This is a genomic window from Leifsonia sp. NPDC077715 (assembly GCF_040686855.1).
GTDB lineage: Bacteria > Actinomycetota > Actinomycetes > Actinomycetales > Microbacteriaceae > Leifsonia.
Genome location: NZ_JBFBOG010000003.1, coordinates 452,858 through 472,276 on the forward strand (window position 1 = coordinate 452,858; position 19,419 = coordinate 472,276).

The 19,419-nt window shown below is 70.0% G+C and carries 20 protein-coding genes; 9 read left to right on the forward strand and 11 right to left on the reverse strand.

Going from position 1 to position 19,419, the window contains the following annotated elements; genetic code table 11:
- Positions 1 to 15 precede the first annotated feature (15 nt).
- Positions 16 to 753 carry a hypothetical protein gene (locus tag AB0P25_RS15990; protein ID WP_363808613.1) on the reverse strand — a complete coding sequence of 246 codons (738 nt, stop codon included), beginning with the start codon at positions 751 to 753 and terminating at the stop codon, positions 16 to 18.
- 107 nt (positions 754 to 860) lie between these two features.
- Here AB0P25_RS15990 and msrA point away from each other — a divergent pair, with 107 nt between their 5' ends.
- The 5 genes from msrA (at position 861) to AB0P25_RS16015 (ending at position 4,748) form a co-directional block, all read left to right on the forward strand.
- Positions 861 to 1,385 (forward strand): peptide-methionine (S)-S-oxide reductase MsrA, encoded by a 525-nt coding sequence (gene msrA, locus AB0P25_RS15995; protein WP_363808614.1) that lies wholly within the window; start codon positions 861 to 863, stop codon positions 1,383 to 1,385.
- 137 nt (positions 1,386 to 1,522) lie between these two features.
- Positions 1,523 to 1,936, forward strand: coding sequence for a single-stranded DNA-binding protein (locus AB0P25_RS16000; protein WP_363808615.1), 414 nt, complete (start codon positions 1,523 to 1,525; stop codon positions 1,934 to 1,936).
- Between the two features lie 10 nt (positions 1,937 to 1,946).
- Entirely contained in the window at positions 1,947 to 2,465 is a 519-nt protein-coding gene (locus tag AB0P25_RS16005; protein ID WP_363808616.1) for a hypothetical protein, read from the forward strand.
- Positions 2,466 to 2,563: 98 nt separating this feature from the next.
- Complete coding sequence (gene ettA / locus AB0P25_RS16010; RefSeq protein WP_363808617.1) at positions 2,564 to 4,246, forward strand: energy-dependent translational throttle protein EttA; 1,683 nt, start codon at positions 2,564 to 2,566, stop codon at positions 4,244 to 4,246.
- Positions 4,247 to 4,259: 13 nt separating this feature from the next.
- Positions 4,260 to 4,748 carry a thioesterase family protein gene (locus AB0P25_RS16015; RefSeq protein WP_363808619.1) on the forward strand — a complete coding sequence of 163 codons (489 nt, stop codon included), beginning with the start codon at positions 4,260 to 4,262 and terminating at the stop codon, positions 4,746 to 4,748.
- A gap of 86 nt (positions 4,749 to 4,834) precedes the next feature.
- Here the strand turns inward: AB0P25_RS16015 and AB0P25_RS16020 are convergent, their stop codons facing one another.
- Entirely contained in the window at positions 4,835 to 5,269 is a 435-nt protein-coding gene (locus tag AB0P25_RS16020) for a Rieske (2Fe-2S) protein (RefSeq protein WP_363808620.1), read from the reverse strand.
- A 120-nt stretch (positions 5,270 to 5,389) separates the two neighbouring features.
- Between AB0P25_RS16020 and AB0P25_RS16025 the strand changes: the two genes are divergently transcribed.
- Entirely contained in the window at positions 5,390 to 5,902 is a 513-nt protein-coding gene (locus AB0P25_RS16025; protein WP_064108814.1) for a sigma-70 family RNA polymerase sigma factor, read from the forward strand.
- On the forward strand, positions 5,899 to 6,618 hold the full coding sequence (locus AB0P25_RS16030; protein WP_363808621.1) for a zf-HC2 domain-containing protein: 720 nt from the start codon (positions 5,899 to 5,901) through the stop codon (positions 6,616 to 6,618). The genes AB0P25_RS16025 and AB0P25_RS16030 overlap by 4 nt, the downstream gene beginning before the upstream one ends.
- A gap of 116 nt (positions 6,619 to 6,734) precedes the next feature.
- Here AB0P25_RS16030 and AB0P25_RS16035 read toward each other — a convergent pair whose 3' ends face one another.
- Positions 6,735 to 7,604: an acyl-CoA thioesterase II gene (locus AB0P25_RS16035; protein WP_363808623.1), complete on the reverse strand. Its 870-nt coding sequence runs from the start codon at positions 7,602 to 7,604 to the stop codon at positions 6,735 to 6,737.
- A gap of 42 nt (positions 7,605 to 7,646) precedes the next feature.
- Between AB0P25_RS16035 and AB0P25_RS16040 the strand changes: the two genes are divergently transcribed.
- Positions 7,647 to 8,333, forward strand: a complete 687-nt coding sequence (locus tag AB0P25_RS16040) for a hypothetical protein (protein WP_363808624.1) — start codon at positions 7,647 to 7,649, stop codon at positions 8,331 to 8,333.
- 99 nt (positions 8,334 to 8,432) lie between these two features.
- Here the strand turns inward: AB0P25_RS16040 and AB0P25_RS16045 are convergent, their stop codons facing one another.
- The 8 genes from AB0P25_RS16045 to pepN all read right to left on the reverse strand — a co-directional run bounded on the left by AB0P25_RS16045 (position 8,433) and on the right by pepN (position 18,182).
- Entirely contained in the window at positions 8,433 to 10,079 is a 1,647-nt protein-coding gene (locus AB0P25_RS16045) for an FAD-binding dehydrogenase (RefSeq protein WP_363808626.1), read from the reverse strand.
- 36 nt (positions 10,080 to 10,115) lie between these two features.
- Positions 10,116 to 10,517 (reverse strand): globin, encoded by a 402-nt coding sequence (locus AB0P25_RS16050; protein WP_363809326.1) that lies wholly within the window; start codon positions 10,515 to 10,517, stop codon positions 10,116 to 10,118.
- Between the two features lie 5 nt (positions 10,518 to 10,522).
- The gene (locus AB0P25_RS16055) at positions 10,523 to 11,731 is read right to left on the reverse strand and encodes a mechanosensitive ion channel domain-containing protein (protein ID WP_363808628.1); all 1,209 of its coding nucleotides are present in this window, start codon (positions 11,729 to 11,731) and stop codon (positions 10,523 to 10,525) included.
- A 62-nt stretch (positions 11,732 to 11,793) separates the two neighbouring features.
- Positions 11,794 to 12,468, reverse strand: a complete 675-nt coding sequence (locus AB0P25_RS16060) for a response regulator transcription factor (RefSeq protein ID WP_363808630.1) — start codon at positions 12,466 to 12,468, stop codon at positions 11,794 to 11,796.
- Entirely contained in the window at positions 12,465 to 13,697 is a 1,233-nt protein-coding gene (locus AB0P25_RS16065) for a histidine kinase (protein WP_363808632.1), read from the reverse strand. The genes AB0P25_RS16060 and AB0P25_RS16065 overlap by 4 nt, the downstream gene beginning before the upstream one ends.
- Positions 13,698 to 13,768: 71 nt before the next feature.
- Complete coding sequence (locus AB0P25_RS16070) at positions 13,769 to 14,620, reverse strand: ABC transporter permease (RefSeq protein WP_363808633.1); 852 nt, start codon at positions 14,618 to 14,620, stop codon at positions 13,769 to 13,771.
- Positions 14,617 to 15,528 carry an ATP-binding cassette domain-containing protein gene (locus tag AB0P25_RS16075; RefSeq protein WP_363808634.1) on the reverse strand — a complete coding sequence of 304 codons (912 nt, stop codon included), beginning with the start codon at positions 15,526 to 15,528 and terminating at the stop codon, positions 14,617 to 14,619. The genes AB0P25_RS16070 and AB0P25_RS16075 overlap by 4 nt, the downstream gene beginning before the upstream one ends.
- A gap of 107 nt (positions 15,529 to 15,635) precedes the next feature.
- Positions 15,636 to 18,182, reverse strand: a complete 2,547-nt coding sequence (pepN, locus tag AB0P25_RS16080) for an aminopeptidase N (protein WP_363808635.1) — start codon at positions 18,180 to 18,182, stop codon at positions 15,636 to 15,638.
- Positions 18,183 to 18,603: 421 nt separating this feature from the next.
- Between pepN and AB0P25_RS16085 the strand changes: the two genes are divergently transcribed.
- On the forward strand, positions 18,604 to 19,416 hold the full coding sequence (locus tag AB0P25_RS16085; protein ID WP_363808636.1) for a ThiF family adenylyltransferase: 813 nt from the start codon (positions 18,604 to 18,606) through the stop codon (positions 19,414 to 19,416).
- Positions 19,417 to 19,419: the final 3 nt, after the last annotated feature.

Here is a 19,419-nt window from a genome sequence, read left to right on the forward strand (position 1 = left end):
GTGCTTCGGCGCGGGTCAGACCGGCTGGCTGAGGCGCGAGGTCGGAGAGGTGTCGGCGGACGCGTTCGACTCGGTCGCGTTCGACTCGGCTGCGGCCGCGGCGAACGGGTTGGCGGGAGCCGCTTCCGGCGTGCGCGCGGTGGCGGGTGCGGTCTCCTCGGCGGCCGTCGTGGTGGTCGCCGGCGTCGCGTACTGCTCGTGGTGCTGCTGGGCGACCCACGCGTCCTGCTGTGCGATCAGCGACCGCTCGTTGTCGGTGTTCTCGAACCGCCAGCGTTCCAGGTCGCTCTGGAAGATCTTGCGGGCGCGGCCCGGCTTGTTCTGCCATTCGATGAGACGGTCGCGGAACTCGGCGATCGCCGGGTCGGCCTGGTAGCCGAAGGTGGCGGAGGCCCGCTTCAGCTCGGCGAGCTGGTGACCGGCCCAGTTGGCGGCGAGCCCGGAGCTCTTGATCGGGAGCAGGCGCACCATGATGTCGGCCTGGCCGACCGCGCGGTCGGAGAGCACCTGCTCGGCCGGGGTGAGCGAGTTCCAGACGGAGGCCTCGGTCGCCGCATCCACGAGGGCCGCGATGGCCGACGCCTTCTGCTGACGGTCGGTGCGGGAGAGGAGGCCCTTGAGGGCGCCCCGGGCGATCCAGGCGGCGATGAGGCCGGAGAGGATCACGGCGACCGCGAGGACCGCCGCGTAGAAGATCACCGGGCGTGCTGCCGGCGATGCGAACCAATCGACGAAGTCATTCCACCACTGCATGCCGCGATGGTAACGGCGCTTCGGCGGCCTCCCGCGGACCGTTCGCGTCGTGTCGCCAACTGCGCCCGTAGCAGAATGGAGGCAGTCGGATCGGAAGGGGACGGGTAATGCAGACATTCGTGGTGGCCGGTGGGTGCTTCTGGTGCCTGGACGCGGTGTACCGCGTGCTGCGCGGCGTGCAGGACGTGGTGTCCGGCTACACCGGCGGCACGGCGGTGGACCCGACCTACGAAGAGGTCTGCACGGGTCGCACCGGGCACGCGGAGGCGGTCGCCGTGACCTTCGACCCCGAGGTGATCCCGGCGAGCGTCATCCTCGACGTCTTCTTCACCCTCCACGACCCGCGACAGCTCAACCGCCAGGGCAACGACATCGGCACGCAGTACCGCTCGGCGATGTTCTACGACAGCGAGGCGCAGCGCGAGCTGTTCGAGGCGGCACGCGACCGAGCGGCGGAGTACTGGGACGGCGGCATCGTCACGACGATCGAACCGCTCGGCCCGTTCTACCGCGCCGAGGAGTACCACCAGGACTTCTTCGCCAAGAACCCGGGTCAGGGATACTGCCTCGCGGTGGCGCTGCCGAAGGTGAACAAGATCCGGGCGTCGTACGCGGAGTACGTGGCGGCGTAGTCGTCGGGCGAGTCGTCCACAGGTCGGCGGCTTCGCAGGTTATCCACCGATCTCGATCCTGTCCTGCGCTCGCTCGCGGCGGGCGAGAGAGTGGTCTCGCACCCGCCACCGCGGCGGGCGTTCCGAAAGGGGAGACCATGTCCGACACCGTCGCCGTCCGCGGCTTCGTCGCCACCGAGCCGCGCCATCTCGTCACAGAGGCGGGCCTGCCGATCACGAGCTTCCGGCTCGTCACGACGAGGCGCCGGTACAACCGGCAGGCGTCCACCTGGGAGGACGGCGGGCACAACTGGTACACGGTGAGCGCCTTCCGCAAGCTGGCGCTGGGGGCGGCGCGGTCGATCGCGAAGGGCGACCCGGTGCTGGTCGCCGGGCGCATCCACCTGCGGGAGTGGACGGGCGACAAGCAGGGCGTGACCGTGGAGATCGAGGCCGACTCGATCGGGCACGACCTCGCCTGGGGTCGGTCGCGGTTCACGAAATCGGTCGGCGGGCCAGCGGGCGACGAGGCGACCGCGCCTCCCGACGCGCTCTCAGGAGCGGCACCCTAAGATGAGGCATATGACGCGCCCCGTGGACCGAAGGACCGGTTTCTCCGTTGTGTCCGCGTCGTTCTTCGCGGCCGGGGTCGCGGTGCTGCTCGCGCTGACCGGATGCACCGGCGAGAAGGTGGCGACTTCGAGTCCGTCGGCGCCGACGAGCTCCGCCCCTGCTTCCCCGACGCCGTCCGCGCCCGCGCCCGCGGCCATCGCGCTCGTGCCCGGCGGCACGGCCGAGCAGAACCTGCCGTACTTCGACCAGGTCAACCGGGCTACGCTCGCGGCGAACCCGAACGCCAAGGGACGCGACTTCATCGACGCGCTCGTCGCGGCCGGATTCCAGAAGGGCGACATGCAACTGACGGTCGACACCACGACGATCGGGCTGAAGGCCAACTCCATCCAGTTCGCCGTGCGCATGGGCGACACCTGCCTGATCGGCCAGAACGGCGCCGACGCCGGCGGCTACTGGAGCCAGGCCGTGCCGGTCCTGCCGACGGGTACCTGCCTCATCGGGCAGACGCGCCCGATCGACTGGTGAGCGCGCGCGCCTAGCAGGCAGAACCGACCGGGAGCACACGCGTTCCCGGTATCCTCGTATACGGCAAGAAGCCGACGACAGGGAGTTTGAGAAGAAGAGTGGCCGAATACATTTACTCGATGGTGCGCGCCCGCAAGGCGGTCGGCGACAAGGTGATCCTCGACGATGTCACGATGGCGTTCCTCCCGGGCGCCAAGATCGGCGTCGTGGGTCCCAACGGCGCCGGTAAGTCCACCATCCTGAAGATCATGGCCGGCCTGGACACGCCCTCCAACGGCGAGGCCAAGCTCACTCCGGGCTACACGGTCGGCATCCTCATGCAGGAGCCGCAGCTCGACGAGAGCAAGACCGTGCTCGAGAACGTCCAGGAGGGCGTGGGCGAGATCAAGCAGAAGGTCGACCGGTTCAACGAGATCTCCGGTCTCCTCGCCGACCCCGACGCCGACTTCGACACCCTGCTCGCCGAGATGGGCACGCTGCAGGAGCAGATCGACGCCGCCGACGCGTGGGACCTCGACTCCCAGCTCGAGCAGGCGATGGACGCGCTCCGCTGCCCGCCGGGGGACTGGCCGGTCAACACCCTGTCCGGTGGTGAGAAGCGTCGTGTCGCGCTGTGCAAGCTCCTGCTGCAGAAGCCCGACCTGCTGCTCCTCGACGAGCCCACCAACCACCTCGACGCCGAGAGCGTGCTCTGGCTCGAGCAGCACCTCGGCAAGTACCACGGCGCCGTGCTCGCCGTCACGCACGACCGGTACTTCCTCGACCACGTGGCCGAATGGATCGCCGAGGTCGACCGCGGCCACCTGTACCCGTACGAGGGCAACTACTCGACGTACCTCGAGAAGAAGCGCGAGCGGCTTGCGATCCAGGGCAAGAAGGACGCCAAGCTCGCCAAGCGCCTCTCGGAAGAGCTCGACTGGGTGCGCAGCAACGCCAAGGGCCGTCAGGCCAAGTCGAAGGCCCGACTCGCCCGGTATGAGGAGATGGCTGCCGAGGCGGAGCGCACAAGGAAGCTCGACTTCGAGGAGATTCAGATCCCGCCGGGGCCGCGTCTCGGCAACGTCGTGATCGAGGCGAAGGACCTCGAGAAGGGCTTCGGCGACCGCAAGCTCATCGACGGCCTCAGCTTCACGCTCCCGCGCAACGGCATCGTCGGAGTCATCGGCCCGAACGGCGTCGGAAAGACCACGCTGTTCAAGACGATCGTCGGCCTCGAGCCGCTGGACGACGGCGACCTGAAGGTCGGCGAGACCGTGCAGATCTCGTACGTCGACCAGACCCGAGGCGGCATCGACCCGAACAAGAACGTCTGGGAGGTCGTGTCCGACGGGCTCGACTACATCCAGGTCGGCAAGACCGAGGTGCCGTCGCGCGCCTACGTCTCCACGTTCGGGTTCAAGGGTCCGGACCAGCAGAAGAAGTCCGGCGTGCTCTCCGGTGGTGAGCGCAACCGCCTCAACCTGGCGCTGACGCTGAAGCAGGGCGGCAACCTCCTGCTCCTCGACGAGCCGACCAACGACCTCGACGTCGAGACGCTGTCCAGCCTCGAGAACGCGCTTCTCGAGTTCCCCGGCTGCGCCGTGGTCATCACCCACGACCGGTGGTTCCTCGACCGGATCGCGACCCACATCCTCGCCTACGAGGGGACCGACGAGGACCCGGCGAACTGGTACTGGTTCGAGGGCAACTTCGAAGCATACGAGGAGAACAAGGTCGAACGCCTCGGCCCGGACGCCGCCAAGCCGAACCGCTCCGCCTACCGCAAGCTCACCCGCGACTGAGACCGGCGAGCGCATGCGGCTGCACGTCCCGATCAAGCTCCGCTGGAGCGACCTCGACGCCTACGGGCACGTCAACAACGCCGAGATGCTTCGCCTCCTCGAGGAGGCGCGCATCGAGGCGTTCTGGGCGACCGACGACTCCGGCCAGGGGTCGGGCGAGGCTGTCGGCGGATCGACCGCGGTGCTCGACGGACGGCCGGGCGCGGACACGCTGACGCTGATCGCGCGGCAGGAGATCGAGTACCTGGCGCCGATCCCGTACCTCCGCCAGCCGCTCGACGTCCAGCTGTGGCTCGGGCGGCTCGGCGGCGCCAGCCTGGAGGTCTGCTACGAGGTCTGGACGCCCGAGGGCACCGAGCCCCGCAGGCTCTTCTCGCGCGCCGCGACCACCATCGTCCTGGTGGATGCGGCGAGCCAGCGCCCGCGCCGCATCAACGATCGAGAGCGGGCCGCCTGGACGCCGTACCTCGACGAGCCGGTCGCCTTCGCGAAGCGCGGCTGACCCTTCCAGCATTCGTGCCGAATGTGCGTCATAACGACGCCATAACGCGCATTCGGCACGAATCGCGGGCGCCCGCCGCGGCGACCCTACGCGGTGACGGTCACCGAGTCACCGGAGACCTCGGCCTTGAGCTTGGGCAGCGGGTCGCGGGCCGGTCCGTTCAGCACGTCGCCGGTGGTCGCGTCGAACTTGGATCCGTGGCACGGGCAGTCGAACTCCTTGCCCTGCGGCGCGACCGTGCATCCCTGGTGTGTGCACACCGCGCTGAACGCGACGACCTCACCGGCGGTCGGCTGCGACACGACGATCGGCTTGCCCCCGAGGGTCGCCGACACGGCGCCGCCGACGGGGATGGACGCGAGCGACACCTGCGCGGATCCCGAGCCGCCGGATCCGGAGTCGCCCGACCCTCCCGAGTCCTGCGCGCCTCCCGGGGTGCAGGCGGCGAGCAGCACCGCCCCGGAGGCCGCGCCTCCGATCGTCAAGAGCGTGCGGCGGGTCAGCGGAGCGTGGTCGTTCATGCGATTCTCCCGTTCGTCGGTGACGTCTCTTACGGTATTCACGAGACGATGTCCCGTCGGGTTCAACTCTCGCGTGTGAACCTTTCCGCGCGCTGCATCGTGTACTGAGTGGAGGTGAACATGCCGGAGGAGGACGCCCGCCTGCTGCGCGAGCTGCACGATCAGCACGCGCAGGCGCTGTGGCGGTACGTCGTGCACCTCACCGGCGATCGAGCGATGGCCGACGACATCGTGCAGGAGACGCTGCTGCGCGCCTGGCGCAAGCCGTCCGTCCTGGACCAGTCCCAGCAGTCCGCCCGGACCTGGCTGTTCACCGTGGCGCGCAATCTCGTGATCGACGACCGACGGAGCGCGGCCCACCGGCACGAGTTCGGCGCCGAGAACTTGCCGGAGCATCCCTCGCCGGACAGCGAGGCCGACGCCGTGCTCGACTCCTGGCTGGTGTCGGACGCGCTGGCCGAGCTGTCAGTGGAGCACCGGGCGGTCATCGTCCACGCCTACTACGGCGGCCGGTCGGTCGCCGAGATCGCGCGCGAGCTCGACATCCCCGAGGGGACGGTCAAGTCGCGCCTGCACTACGGACTCCGCGCGCTGCGGCTCGCGCTCCAGGAGAGAGGGGTGACGGAACGATGACCACGCACGACGAGTTCGCCACCTGGGACGCCGCCTACGTGCTCGGCGCGCTCTCGCCGACGGAACGGCGCGAGTTCGAGGCGCACCTGCGCGAGTGCGAGCGGTGCTCAGAGGCGATGTCCGAGCTGGCCGGGATGCCCGGCATCCTGAGCCGTGTGCCGCGCGAGCAGGCGTTCGCGCTGCTGGAGGAGGACGCTCCGGCCGCGACCGCGGATGCGGCCGAGCCGCACGGACCGGGTCCCGAGGTGCTGCCCGCGCTCCTGCACACGGTCCGTCGTCGGCGCGCCCGCGCGCGATGGCTGGTCGGGGGCCTGTCGGCCGTCGTGGCCGCCCTGCTCATCGGCGTCGCCGCCCTGGTGCTCCCGGGCGTCGTGAACCCCGCTGCGACCCCGCAGGCCGCCGTCGTGATGCAGCAGGTGGAGCCGAGTGCGCTGACCGCCGACCTGCGGCTCACCTCGGAGCCGTGGGGCACACGCATCGACTCGAAATGCCGGTACGCGCACGTCGGCGCCGAGGAAGGCGCCCACGCGTGGACCTACGCGATGGTCGTCACGGACCGTGCCGGACAGCAGCACACCATCTCGACGTGGAGCGCCGACGAGGGCACGACCGCCCTCCCGGTCGCGACGACGAGCGTCCCGATCAAGGACATCGCCACCGTCGACATCCGCTCCGCCGCCGACGGCACCGTGCTCCTCCGCTCCACCTTCGGCTGACGGCCTACACCCTCCAGCGAGTCCGCCCCACCATCGAGTCCGCGAAGAGTGCACGCGACACGCCGCGCAGACGTGCACTCTTCGCGGACTCGGTGGAGGGGGAGGCGCGACCGCGGTCAGTCGCGGGGGAGGCGGATGGTGGCCTCCTGGGCGACGCTCGCGACGAGGCGGCCGTCGCGGCTGAAGATGCGGCCGTTCGAGAGGCCGCGTCCGCCGCCGGCGGTCGGCGACTCCTGCACGTAGAGCAGCCACTCGTCGACGCGGGCCGGCCGGTGCCACCACATCGCGTGGTCGAGGCTGGCGGCCTTGAGGCCCGGCGTCGCCCAGGCGATCCCGTGCCGGCGCATGACCGACTCCATGATCGTGTAGTCGCTCGCGTAGGCGAGCGCCGCGCGGTGCAGCGCCGGGTCGTCCGGCATGTCGCCGATGGTCCGGAACCACACCGACTGGTGCGCGACCCGCTCGCCCTCGACCGACAGGTACACCGGCGAGGTGACGTGCCGCATGTCGAATGGCCGCTGGCTGGCCCAATACTGCGCGACGGGATGGCGCACATCCTCGAGCGAGGTGGCCGTCGACGGCAGCGACTCCGGCTCCGGCAGCCCCTCGGGCATCGCGTCCTGGTGCTCGAAGCCGTCGTCCTCGGTCTGGAACGACGCGATCATCGACAGGATCGGCAGCCCGTTCTGGTACGCCTGCGTGCGCCGCGTCGAGAACGATCGGCCGTCGTGGATGCGGTCCACCGAGAACGTGATGGGGAAGTTCACGTCGCCCGGCCGCAGGAAGTAGCCGTGCATCGAGTGGATGGCGCGGTCCGGCTCCACGGTACGGGTCGCGGCCACGATGGACTGCGCCAGCACCTGCCCGCCGAACACGCGGCCCAGCGGCATCCACTGGGACGGACCGGTGAAGATGTCCTCGCTGGTGCGGGCGCCCGTGTCGGTGAGATCGAGCGCGGTCAGCAGGGAATCCAGGGGCTCGGTCACTGTGCCTCCAAGTCGGTGGTCTCTTGGTAGTTTAGAGGTCCGATGAACCCCTCGTTCTCTCTGACGGACGCTCTCGCCGTCGCCGATCTGCACACCTATCTCTCGCGCGCCTCCCGGGTGGAGGAAGGATCCGTGCGGCTGATCGCCGGGTCCGGCATCCTCGCCGTGTACACCGCGATCCTCTACCCCCGCGGGCTGATGGATGAGACCCCGACCGTCCTGGGGCTCCGCACCTTCGCGACCGGCGCCGACGTCGAGTTCGACGCGGTGGTCCCGATCCGCTCGTTGCTCGACCGAATCGCCCGCGTGCGCGAGACCGCCGAGAAGGAGGACGCACCGGAGGGCCCGGTGGAGATCCGCCTCCCGCTCGAGGTGTCGACCGTGACCTGGGCGGGCATCTCCCCGCCGCGCGGCGGCTGGCGCTCGGTCGGCGAGACGGACGCGGCGCAGCTGCGGACGATCGCGCAGGCCGGCATCGCCGAGGTCGCGGACGCCGTGCCGACGGGCACCGGGGAGCAGCTGGTGCAGCGGGTCCGCGCCGAGGTCTGGGGCCGCCCGATCGACGGCCTGGAGTACATCCCGGCCGGCGCCGCCTTCGCGGCCGAGTCGCTGGGTTTCCTCGGCGACGACGAGCCGGTCACCATCCACGAGACCGGCACCTGGACGCGCCTCACCACCCGGCGCGGCCACACCCTCATCCGCCGCCCCTCCTGGTCCCTCCGCCGTTGACGCACCCCGTCCCACCGTCGAGTCCGCAAAGAGTGCACGCGACACGCCGTGTGGGCGTGCACTCTTTGCGGACTCGATGGGGGGCGTAGCGCGGCCGGGTCAGGCACGCGCGGCGGCGCGGCCGGCCTGGCGGCCGGAGAAGAGGCAGCCGCCCAGGAAGGTGCCTTCGAGCGCGCGGTAGCCGTGCATCCCGCCGCCGCCGAAGCCCGCGGCCTCGCCGACGGCGTAGAGACCCGGCACGACCGAGCCGTCCGCGGCGAGCACGCGGCCGTCGAGGTCGGTCTCGATACCGCCGAGGCTCTTCCGGGTCAGGATGTGCAGCTTGACCGCGATGAGCGGTCCCGCCGCCGGGTCGAGCAGCTTGTGCGGCGTGGCCACGCGGATCAGCTTGTCGCCCCGGTACCGGCGCGCCGAGCGGATGGCCGCGAGCTGCAGGTCCTTGCCGAACTCGTTGTCGAGCTGCCGATCGCGCTCGCGCACGTGCCGGGCGACGAGCTCGGCGTCGAGCGGCACGTCGGCGATCCGCTGCATGCCGGCGAGGAGGTCGTCCAGGGTGTCCGCGACGACGAAGTCCGCTCCGTGCTGCTTGAAGGCCTCGACCGGCCCCGGCGCGCCCGGCCCGACGCGCTTCGCGAGCAGGCGCACGTCCTTGCCGGTCAGGTCCGGGTTCTGCTCGCTGCCCGACAGCGCGAACTCCTTCTCGATGATCCTCTGCGTGAGCACGAACCAGCTGTAGTCCGAGCCCGTGCGCCGCAGGTGCTCCAGTGTCCCGAGCGTGTCGAAGCCGGGGAACAGCGGCGACGGCAGCCGTTCGCCGCGCGCGTCGAGCCACAGCGACGACGGGCCGGGGAGGATGCGGATGCCGTGCTGCGCCCACACCGGGTTCCAGTTCTGGATGCCCTCCGTGTAGTGCCACATCCGGTCGCCGTTGATCAGGTGCGCGCCCGCCGTCTCGGCGATGCCGAGCATCCGGCCGTCGACGTGCGCCGGGACGCCGGAGAGCATGTGCGCGGGCGGCTCGCCGAGACGTTCCGGCCACATGGCCCGCACGAGGTCGTGGTTGCCGCCGATCCCGCCGGAGGCGACGATGACGACCGGCGCGCGGAGTTCGAAGTCGCCGGTCACATCGCGGTTGCTCGGCGCGCCACGGTCGGCGGTGTCGGGCGCGAGCACCGCTCCGCGCACGCCGACGACGCGGCCGTCCTCGACGATCAGCTCGTCGACACGGTGCCGGTTCCGGATGGCCGCCCGGCCCTGCGCGGCGGCCGCCTGCACCCGGCGCGCGAACGGCTCGACGACGCCGGGGCCGGTGCCCCAGGTGATGTGGAAGCGCGGCACAGAGTTGCCGTGGCCGCCGGCGCGCCCGTCCCCGCGCTCCGCCCATCCGACGACGGGGAAGAACGACACGCCCTTCTCGCGCAGCCAGGCGCGCTTCTCACCGGCGGCGAACTGCAGGTACGCCTCGGCCCAGCGCTTCGGCCAGTGGTCCTCGACGCGGTCGAAGCCGGCCGTGCCGAACCAGTCGTCGCGGGCGAGGGCGAGGGAGTCGTGCACGCCCATCCGGCGCTGTTCGGGGGAGTCGATGAGGAAGATCCCGCCGAACGACCACCACGCCTGCCCGCCGAAGGACGCGGACGGCTCCTGCTCGACGATCGTGACGTGCCGTCCCGCGTCGAGCAGTTCGGAGGCGGCGACGAGGCCCGAGAGCCCGGCGCCGACGACGATCGCGTCGGGTTCGTGTGTCATCCGTGTCTCCTTCGGCACCGGGATGGCGGGGGAGTGCTACTCCTCGAATGTGTTGACCATAGCGAACGCGGCCCGCTCCAGGTAGCTCCACAGGGTCTCCTCGTGGAGCGGCGAGAGGCCGAGCTCGTCGACCGCTACCCGCATGTGCGCGAGCCAGCGGTCGCGCGCGTCCGGGTTCACCTTGAACGGGTTGTGCCGCATCCGGAGCCGGGGGTGACCGCGCTGCTGGCTGTACGTGGTCGGACCGCCCCAGTACTGCTCCAGGAACATCACCAGACGCTCCTTGGCCGGGCCCAGGTCCTCCTCCGGGTACATCGGACGCAGCACCGGGTCGTCGGCGACACCGCGGTAGAAGGCGTCGACCAGCTTCACGAAGGTCTCGTGGCCGCCGACCTCGTCGAAGAACGCGGGCTGCGGGCCGGTGGGGATGATCGGGATGCTGCTCACGGCTGGTCTTCCTCGGGCTTGGCGGTGCGGGGCTTGGGCGCGGGCTCGGGTGCGGTCGAGTCGGACGCCGGAGCCTTCGGTTGTGCGGGCTTCGGCGCGGTGGTTTTCGTCGCGGTCGGCTTCGCGGCCGTCTTCGGCTCCGGCGGGTCGACCGGCACGATCTGGACAGCGCCCGGGTCGGCCACCCTCCGCTTCGCGGCGGCGCGCGCCTTGCGTCCCTTCAGCGGCGGCTCCGGCGCCACGACGGTGCTCGGGCGCGTCTTCGGCGGCTTCGCGCCCGACACGCTCGCCGCGCTGTCGAAACCGCTCAGCACGACCGCGGAGAGCGACGGCAGCTTCACCTGCATCTCGTCGAGTGCCTGCTTGAGGCGGGCGCGCAATTCGCGAGACACGTCGTCCTTCGCGGTGGTGCGGGTCTTCAGCACGATCCGGATGATGACCGCGTCGGCCGAGATCGACTCGATGCCCCACAGCTCCGGCTTCTCGAGGATGCGCGAGCGCCACTTGGTGCTGGTGGCGAGCGCGGTGGCCGTCTCCATCATCTTCGCCTCGACCGCATCCACGTCCGTGTCGTAGGGGACGGCGAGGTCGATGATGACCCGCGCCCAGCCCATCGACATGTTGCCGACGCGCAGGATCTCGCCGTTGCGGACGAACCACAGCGTGCCGTTCACGTCGCGCACCAGGGTGACGCGGATTCCGACCGCCTCCACGACGCCGGTCGCCGGTCCCAGGTCGACGATGTCGCCGACGCCCAGCTGGTCCTCCATGACCATGAAGAGGCCGTTGAGCACGTCCTTGACGATGTTCTGCGCGCCGAAACCGAGGCCGGCGCCGAGCGCGGCGGTGAGCAGGGCGAAGGACCCGAGGACGTTCGGCGCGAAGACCTGCACGATGAGGAGGATCGCGATGATGCCGATCGTCACGTGCACGATGTTGGTGAGGACCGAGCCGAGCGTCCGCGTGCGCTGCACGAGCCGGACGGCGGCGAGCGGGGAGTTCACGAGCGCCTGCGTATCGCTGACGTTCTGGCCCTTCTTCACGCCCGAGACGATCCGCCCGACGACCTTGCGGATGACGACCCGCAGGATCCAGGCGAGCAGGAACGCGCCGCCGATGATGCAGGCGGCGGTGACCAGGTTCCAGCCGGCATCGACCGCCCACGAGCCGAGCTCTTCCCAGAAGGTTGCTTTGAGGATTCCCATACCCGTTCGAGCCTACCGAGCGCGGCCTTGGGGCTCGCTGGACCGCGCCGCGGCGCCTTCACTCACCGCTCGACCAGCCCGTTCTCGTAGGCGAAGATCACGGCGTGGACGCGGTCGCGCAGCTGCAGTTTCGCCAGCACCCGCCCGACGTGGGTCTTGACGGTCGACTCGGTGAGGTAGAACTTGGCGCCGATCTCGCCATTGCTCAGGCCTTCGCCCATGGCGACCAGGATCTCGCGCTCGCGGGGCGTGAGCGCGGCGGTGGGATCGGTTCCCGCGCCGGCGGCGGTCGCTCCCGTCGGCAGACGGTCGGCGAACAGCTCCAGCATCGCCCGCGTCACCCGGCCCGACACGGCCGCGTCCCCGGCGGCCACCGCGCGCACGGCCGCTGCCAGTTCCTCCGGACGGGCATCCTTGAGCAGGAAGCCGCTCGCGCCGGCGCGCAGGCCGCCGAACGCGTACTCGTCCAGGTCGAACGTCGTCAGCACGATCACCCGCGCCTGCGGGTCCGTCTCGACGATCCGCCGGGTGGCCTCGATGCCGTCGAGGACGGGCATCCGCACATCCATGAGCACCACATCCGGTCGCAGCTCGGCGGCCAGCCGCACGCCCTCGGCACCGTCGCCCGCCTCGCCGACGATGGTCAGCCCCGGCTCAGCGTCCAGCACCATGCGGAAGCCGAGCCGGACGAGCTGCTGGTCGTCGACGAGCAGGATGCGAATGGGGGAGTCGGTCACGGGAGCTCTTTCTGCGCGGGGGACGGTGGAGTGGTGTGAGCCTGCACGGTGGGGGAGCGCACCGCGTCGAAGACCGCGCGCACGCGCCATCCGCCACCGGACCGCGGGCCGGCCTCCAGCGTGCCGCCGTACAGTGCCACGCGCTCCCGCAGACCGATCAGCCCGCGTCCGGAGCCCTGGTCGGGAGCGCCGTGCACCGTCGCGTCGTCGTCCACGGTGATGATCACGCGGTCGGCCCCGAACACCAGCACCACGCGGACGGCGGTGGAGCTGGACGCGTAGCGCAGCACGTTCGTCAGGCCCTCCTGCACCACGCGGAAGATCGTCAGCTGCTGCCCGGCGTCGTCCGGCGCATCGCCGGAGACGGTGATCCGGACGGGCAACCCGGCCGCGCGGAAGGTCTCGACCAGTGCGCCCAGGTCGGCCACGCCGGGCTGTGGCTCGCGCGCGGCCTCCCCATCGCCCTCGCTGAGCACGCCGAGCAGCCGCCGCATGTCCGCCAGCGCTCCGCGCCCGGTCTCGGCCACGAGCCGCATGGTCTCCGCAGAGCGCTCCGGGTCGGTCGGCGCCTGCCGGGCCGACCCGTCGGCCAGCGTGATCATCACCGTCAGGCTGTGCGACACGATGTCGTGGAGCTCGCCGGCGATCCGGCTCCGCTCCGCCGCCGCCGCGATCACGGCCTGCTGGTCGCGCTCGCGGGCGAGCTGGCGCGCCCGGTCGATGAGCGCATCCAGATACCGGCGGCGGTTGCCCGCGTTGCTGCCGACCAGCACCGCGACCGCTGAGAACGACAGCACCAGGATGCCGGAGGGCAGCGCGGCGGTCTCGAGCGGGGTGAACACGGCGGCCTGGGCGAGCAGCACCTGCGCCGTCAACGCGGCGACGGTGACGAACGCGGTGACGCCGAACGCGATCCACGCCGAGCGGATGGAGCGGTACACCGCCAGCGCGTAGAGCGCGAAGAGGGTGGGCAGCACATCCACATCCCGCCCGAGGAACACGCTCGCCCCGAGCACGACCGTCGCGATGGCGAACACCAGTCCCGGCCGGTACCGGCGCGCCAGCAGCGCGAGGCCGGCCACCACCGAGAGGGCGAGGTGCGCGATCTCCCGAGGGCTGGGGTCCGTCGCCGACACCACGATCGCGCCGATGACCGACGGCAGCAGATAGATGACCGCCAAGGCGACGTCGACGGCGAAGGGATGCGCCAGCATGAAACGCCGGAGCACCCCGGGCGGTCTCGGCAGTCCGAGTCCGCCCGGGGCGTCCGGCGGTGTCGCTTCGGCGGTCACGTGACGGGTCAGGCGTCCCTGCGCTGCAGGAGCACGGCTCCGACGACGAAGGACACGGCGGCCCAGACCAGCACGGTCACCACGTTCGCCCACGGCTCCAGGTCGCGGTTGGCGAGGCCCGCCATGCCGGACCCCGCCGCGCTGAGCAGGTAGGCGGAGGCGTCCGCGATCCAGGTCTGCTTCGGCAGCAGACTGGACAGGAGGGCCGCGACGATCGGCAGCAGGAACAGCACGCCGAGGGCGGTGGAGATGCCGCCGGCCGTCGACTTCACGATCGCGCCGACCCCCAGGGCGAAGATCGACACGAGGCCCAGGTAGGTCGCCGCGCCGACGATGTTCCACAGCGTGTTCGACGCGAAGAGATCGCCCGCGTAGCCTTTCGCGGTCAGCAGCGGCACGGCGATCGCCCAGGACGCCGCGAAGCTCACCAGACCGATGACGAAGGACGTGAGGAAGAGCACGATCGCCTTCGCCGCGAACACCGGGAAACGGTGCGGGATGGCGGTGAAGGACGAGCGGATCATCCCCGTCGAGAACTCCCCGCTGATCACGAGGACGCCGAGCACCGCGACGACGAGCTGCGCGAACGTCAGACCCGCTGTCGCCGTGTTGGTGGTGAACGCCGTGAGCTGGCTCGCCGGCGCCCGGGACTCGATGACCGACAGGCTCGGGACCACGGCAGCGATCAGCGCCGGCAGACCGATGATCAGGACGACGACCCCGATCAGCGTCCAGAACGTCGAGCGGAGGGTGCGGAGCTTGATCCACTCGGAGCGGACGACCCGGTCGAAGCGCAGGTGGCCGAGCGAGGTGTGCGGGTGCGCGGCTCCTGGCTGGATGGGTGCAGTGGCGGTGCTCATCGGCTGACCTCCGTGCGGTATTCGACGTCGTCCTGGGTGAGTTCGAGGTAGGCCTCTTCGAGGGAGGCGCTGATCGGCGTCAGCTCGTGCAGCACGATGCCGTCGCGCGCGGCAGCCTCGCCGATCTGTGCGGCGGTGAGGCCGGTCACCTCGAGCAGCTGCGCCTCCACGCCGGTGACCGCCACGTCGGCACCGGCGACGGCCCGTGCGAGCTGTTCCGGCTGCGGGGTGCGCACGCGGACGGCGTGGCGGGTGGCGCCGGCGAGGATGCGGTCCACCGGGGCGTCCGCGAGCACGCGGCCGCGGCCCAGGACGACGATGTGGTCGGCGGTCAGCGCCATCTCGCTCATCAGGTGCGACGAGAGGAACACCGTCCGGCCTTGGCTCGCGAGATGCTTCGCGAACTGGCGGACCCAGAGCACGCCCTCAGGGTCGAGACCGTTGACCGGCTCGTCCAGGATGAGCGTGGCCGGGTCACCCAGCATGGCGGCGGCGATGCCGAGCCGCTGCCCCATCCCGAGCGAGAAGCCGCCGACGCGCTTGCTCGCCACCGACTCCAGGCCGGTCATGCCGATGACCTCGTGGACGCGGGACTTCGGGATGCCGTGAGTCGCCGCGAGCGCGAGCAGGTGGTTGTACGCGGTGCGGCCGGTGTGGATGGCCTTCGCATCGAGCAGGGCGCCCACCTCGGTGAGCGGGGAACGGAACTGGGCGTACCGCTTGCCGTTGATGAGGGCGGTGCCCGCGGTCGGCCGGTCGAGGCCCATGATCATCCGCATGGTCGTGGACTTGCCTGCGCCGTTCGGGCCCAGGAAGCCGGTGACCTTGCCCGGCTGGATGGTCACGGAGATGTCGTCGACGGCGGTCTTCGCGCCGAAGCGTTGGGTGAGGTGATCGAGCTGGATCATGACTCCGAGACTAGGGGCGCACCGCGCACGGCGGCATCCTCCCGCGGTACCACGAAGGGGGCCCCGCCGCAGCGGAGCCCCCTTCGTGGACCGATCGGCCTGTCGACTCAGCCCTGCGCGTCGCGCTTCTGCGCGGCGAGGGCGCGCTCGACGCCCGCCAGGTTCTCGACCACCATGCGGCGCAGCGCCGCCGGCTCGGCGTTCGCGTCGAGCCAGGCGCGGGTCGCGTCCCGCAGCTCCGCGTTCGCGAGCGGGGCCGGGTACATGCCCTCGACCAGGTACTCGGCGATCTTGTAGGTGCGGGAGGTCCACACGCCCTGCAGCGCCGCGAAGTACGGCTCGACGAACTGGGCGAGCACCGCCTTGTCCTTGGCGCGCTGGAACCCGATGCCGGTGTAGCGGACGATCGTGTTCGGCAGGCTGTCCGAGCCGAACACCGAGTCCCACGCCGCCTGCTTGCCCTCGAGCGTCGGGATGCTCGCGCGGGCCTGCGCGGCGAACTGCCCGCCGTTGGCCGTGTTGTCGGCGGCGAGCGCCGCGTCGATCTCGGCGTTGCCGGCCGCGCCGCCCGCGACGAGAGCGATCAGAAGCTCCCACGAGAGGTCGGTGTCGACCGTCAGGCCGTCGAGCGCGATCGAGCCGTCGCGGAGGCCCGCGATGGTCGCCAGCTGCTCGTCCGTGGACGCGAGCGCCGCGAAGAACTTGACGAACTGGAACTGCGCGTCGCTGCCCGCCTCGGCCCCCTTCGCCAGCTCCCACAGCGCGTCGGCCGCGCCTTGCGCGGTCTCTTTCTGACGCTCGGGCGCGACGTACGCGGTCGCCGCCAGCACCAGCTGGTTGAGCGTGGTGCGGAGCGTGGTCGACTCGGTCTCGGACGCGATATTGCCCAGCACCAGGCGCACGTAGTCGCTCGCGCTCGACTCGGCGTCGCGGGTCGCATCCCACACCGCGCCCCAGACCAGGGAGCGGGCGAGCGGGCTCTCGATGTCGGACAGGTGCTCGATCGCGACCTTCAGCGACGCGTCGTCGAGGCGGATCTTCGCGTAGGCGAGGTCGTCGTCGTTGATGAGGATGAGGTCGGGCCGGGTGCCGCCGACCAGCTCGGCGACCTCGGTGCGCTCGCCGTCCACATCCAGCTCCAGGCGCTCCTCGCGCACGAGCTTGCCGTCGCGGAGGTTGTAGAGGCCGATCGCGAGGCGGTGCGGACGGATGGTCGGGTAGTCCGCCGCGGCGGTCTGCAGCACGGCGAACGACGTGATGACGCCCTCCGCATCCACCTCGAGCTCGGGACGCAGGGTGTTGACCCCGGCGGTCTCGAGCCACTTCTTCGACCAGTCGGTCAGGTCGCGGCCGCTGGTGGCCTCGAGCTCGACCAGCAGGTCCTTGAGCTCCGTGTTGCCGTGCGCGTGCTTCTTGAAGTACTGGGCGACACCGGCGAGGAAGTCGTCCTGGCCGACCCAGGCGACGAGCTGCTTGAGCACCGAGGCGCCCTTGGCGTAGGTGATGCCGTCGAAGTTGACCTGCACGTCCTCCAGGTCGTTGATCGTGGCGACGATCGGGTGCGTCGACGGCAGCTGGTCCTGACGGTACGCCCAGCTCTTCTCCATCGCGGCGAAGGTCGTCCACGCCTCGGTCCACTCGGTGGCCTCGGCGGTGGCGAGCGTGGACGCGTACTCGGCGAACGACTCGTTCAGCCAGAGGTCGTTCCACCACTTCATCGTCACCAGGTCGCCGAACCACATGTGGGCCAGCTCGTGCAGGATCGTGACGACACGACGCTCCTTGATCGCGTCGGTCACCTTCGACCGGAAGACGTAGGTCTCGGTGAAGGTCACCGCGCCGGCGTTCTCCATCGCGCCGGCGTTGAACTCCGGAACGAACAGCTGGTCGTACTTCTCGAACGGGTACGCGTAGTCGAACCGCTCCTCGTAGAAGGCGAAGCCCTCGCGCGTCTTGTCGAAGATGTAGTCGGCGTCGAGGAATTCGGCGAGGCTCTTCCGGGCGTAGACGCCGAGCGGGATGGTGCGGCCGTCGCGGCTGGTCAGCTCGCTGTGCACCGACTCGTACGGGCCGGCGATGAGGGCCGTGATGTAGGAGGAGATGACGGGCGTCGGCGCGAACGCCCACGTCTTCTTCCCCTCGCCCGCGCTCATCGGCTCGGGAGTGGGGGAGTTGCTGACGACCGCCCAGTGGTCGGGAGCCGTGATCGTGAAGGTGAACTGCGCCTTGAGGTCGGGCTGCTCGAATACCGCGAACATGCGGCGGGAGTCCGGGACCTCGAACTGGCTGTAGAGGTACACCTCGCCGTCGACCGGGTCGACGAAACGGTGCAGGCCCTCGCCGGTGTTGGTGTAGATGGCGTCGGCGTCGACGGTCAGCTCGTTCTCGTCCTTCAGCCCGTCGAGCTGGATGCGCACGCCGTCGCTGACCTGCGCCGGGTCGAGCTCGACGCCGTTGAGCGTGACGGAGTGCACCGTGCGCGTGATCGCGTCGATGAACGTCGAGGCGCCCTCCTTCGCCGCGAACCGCACGGTCGTGGTGCTCCGGAACGTCTCCGGTCCGGTCGTCAGGTCGAGCGCGACGTCGTACGAGTGGGTGCGGACGAGGGACGCGCGCTCCTGCGCTTCGATGCGGGTGAGGTTCTCTCCGGGCAACGCTTGCTCCTTCAGCGGTGAGGGCTTCTGTGACGGCGTGGATCGTGTCCACCCGCTCCACCTTAGAACTCCGTCCCAGCTCTGGGAGAAGCGAGGGCGTTCGTAACGCGATACTGCGCTGATAAATACTTGTATTGAAATAAAAAGATGACGCAAGGAGATGCTGATGTGCATTAATGGAAGGGAGGCAGACGGGAGGTGACAGCAATGGAATCCAAGGAGGCTTTTGATGACGATGTGTTCGTGATCGACGAGATCGAGCACGTTCACAAGGTCGTCGTCCAGCGAACCTGATTCGCACCCTGCTGGGGTGTATGTCGATGCGCCCCGGCAGGTCCGCTTCACACTATGACAAGGCAGACACATGTACCGACTCCGGCCTGGATGGGCGATGCACCGTGCACGGGGCGACCTGCTTCACGTGTTCGACGAGGACCGAGCCTTCGCCATCGGTGCCGGAGCAGGATTACTCGACACGGTTGCAGGATTCCTGACCGAGCCGTCCCCTCGCGTGCCGTCCGAGGCTGAGGCGGTGATGCGCGAATTGATGGGCCGAGGCGCAGTGACCTACTCGACAGAGATGGTCGACCGGAACGGCCAGTTCAGCCGACAGCTGGAGTACTGGGCGGCCTTTTCGGATGTCCCCGACGAGGTGCAGTCGCGGCTGGAGTCGTCTTCTGTCCTGGTTCTCGGGCTCGGCGGCACTGGGAGTGAATTTCTCCGACTGATGGTGGCTGCCGGTGTACGGCGCTACGGCCTCCTAGATAGAGACGTTGTCGAACTGAGCAACCTCAATCGCCAGACGCTCTATAGGCTTCGCGATGTCGGGAAGCTCAAGGTCGATGCCTGCTCCGAGTACATCGCGGACCGACTGAGCGATCATCGATGTGTCACGTCTCGTCGCGCGTTAGCGACTGCCGACGATGTCGCCGACATCGTTGCCGCCACGGACCCGGATCTGACTCTGATTGCCGTCGACGAACCGCCGGCCATCATGCCGGAGCTGGCGACAACGCTCTCCGGCTGGGACCGGCCCTTTCTTGTGGCGGGAGTTGGGGTCAAGCATGGCCGCTCCTATCCCGTGTCCGCCATCACAGCGCGTGATGCTCTCATCCTTGGAACGGCCGCGTCCATCGGAACGACGAACGCCATTACGGCCGCCTACGCCGCGCATGCTGCACTCGAACATCTCTCGAAAACTCCGCTACCGTTTCGAATCCATCATGAGCCCTGATCG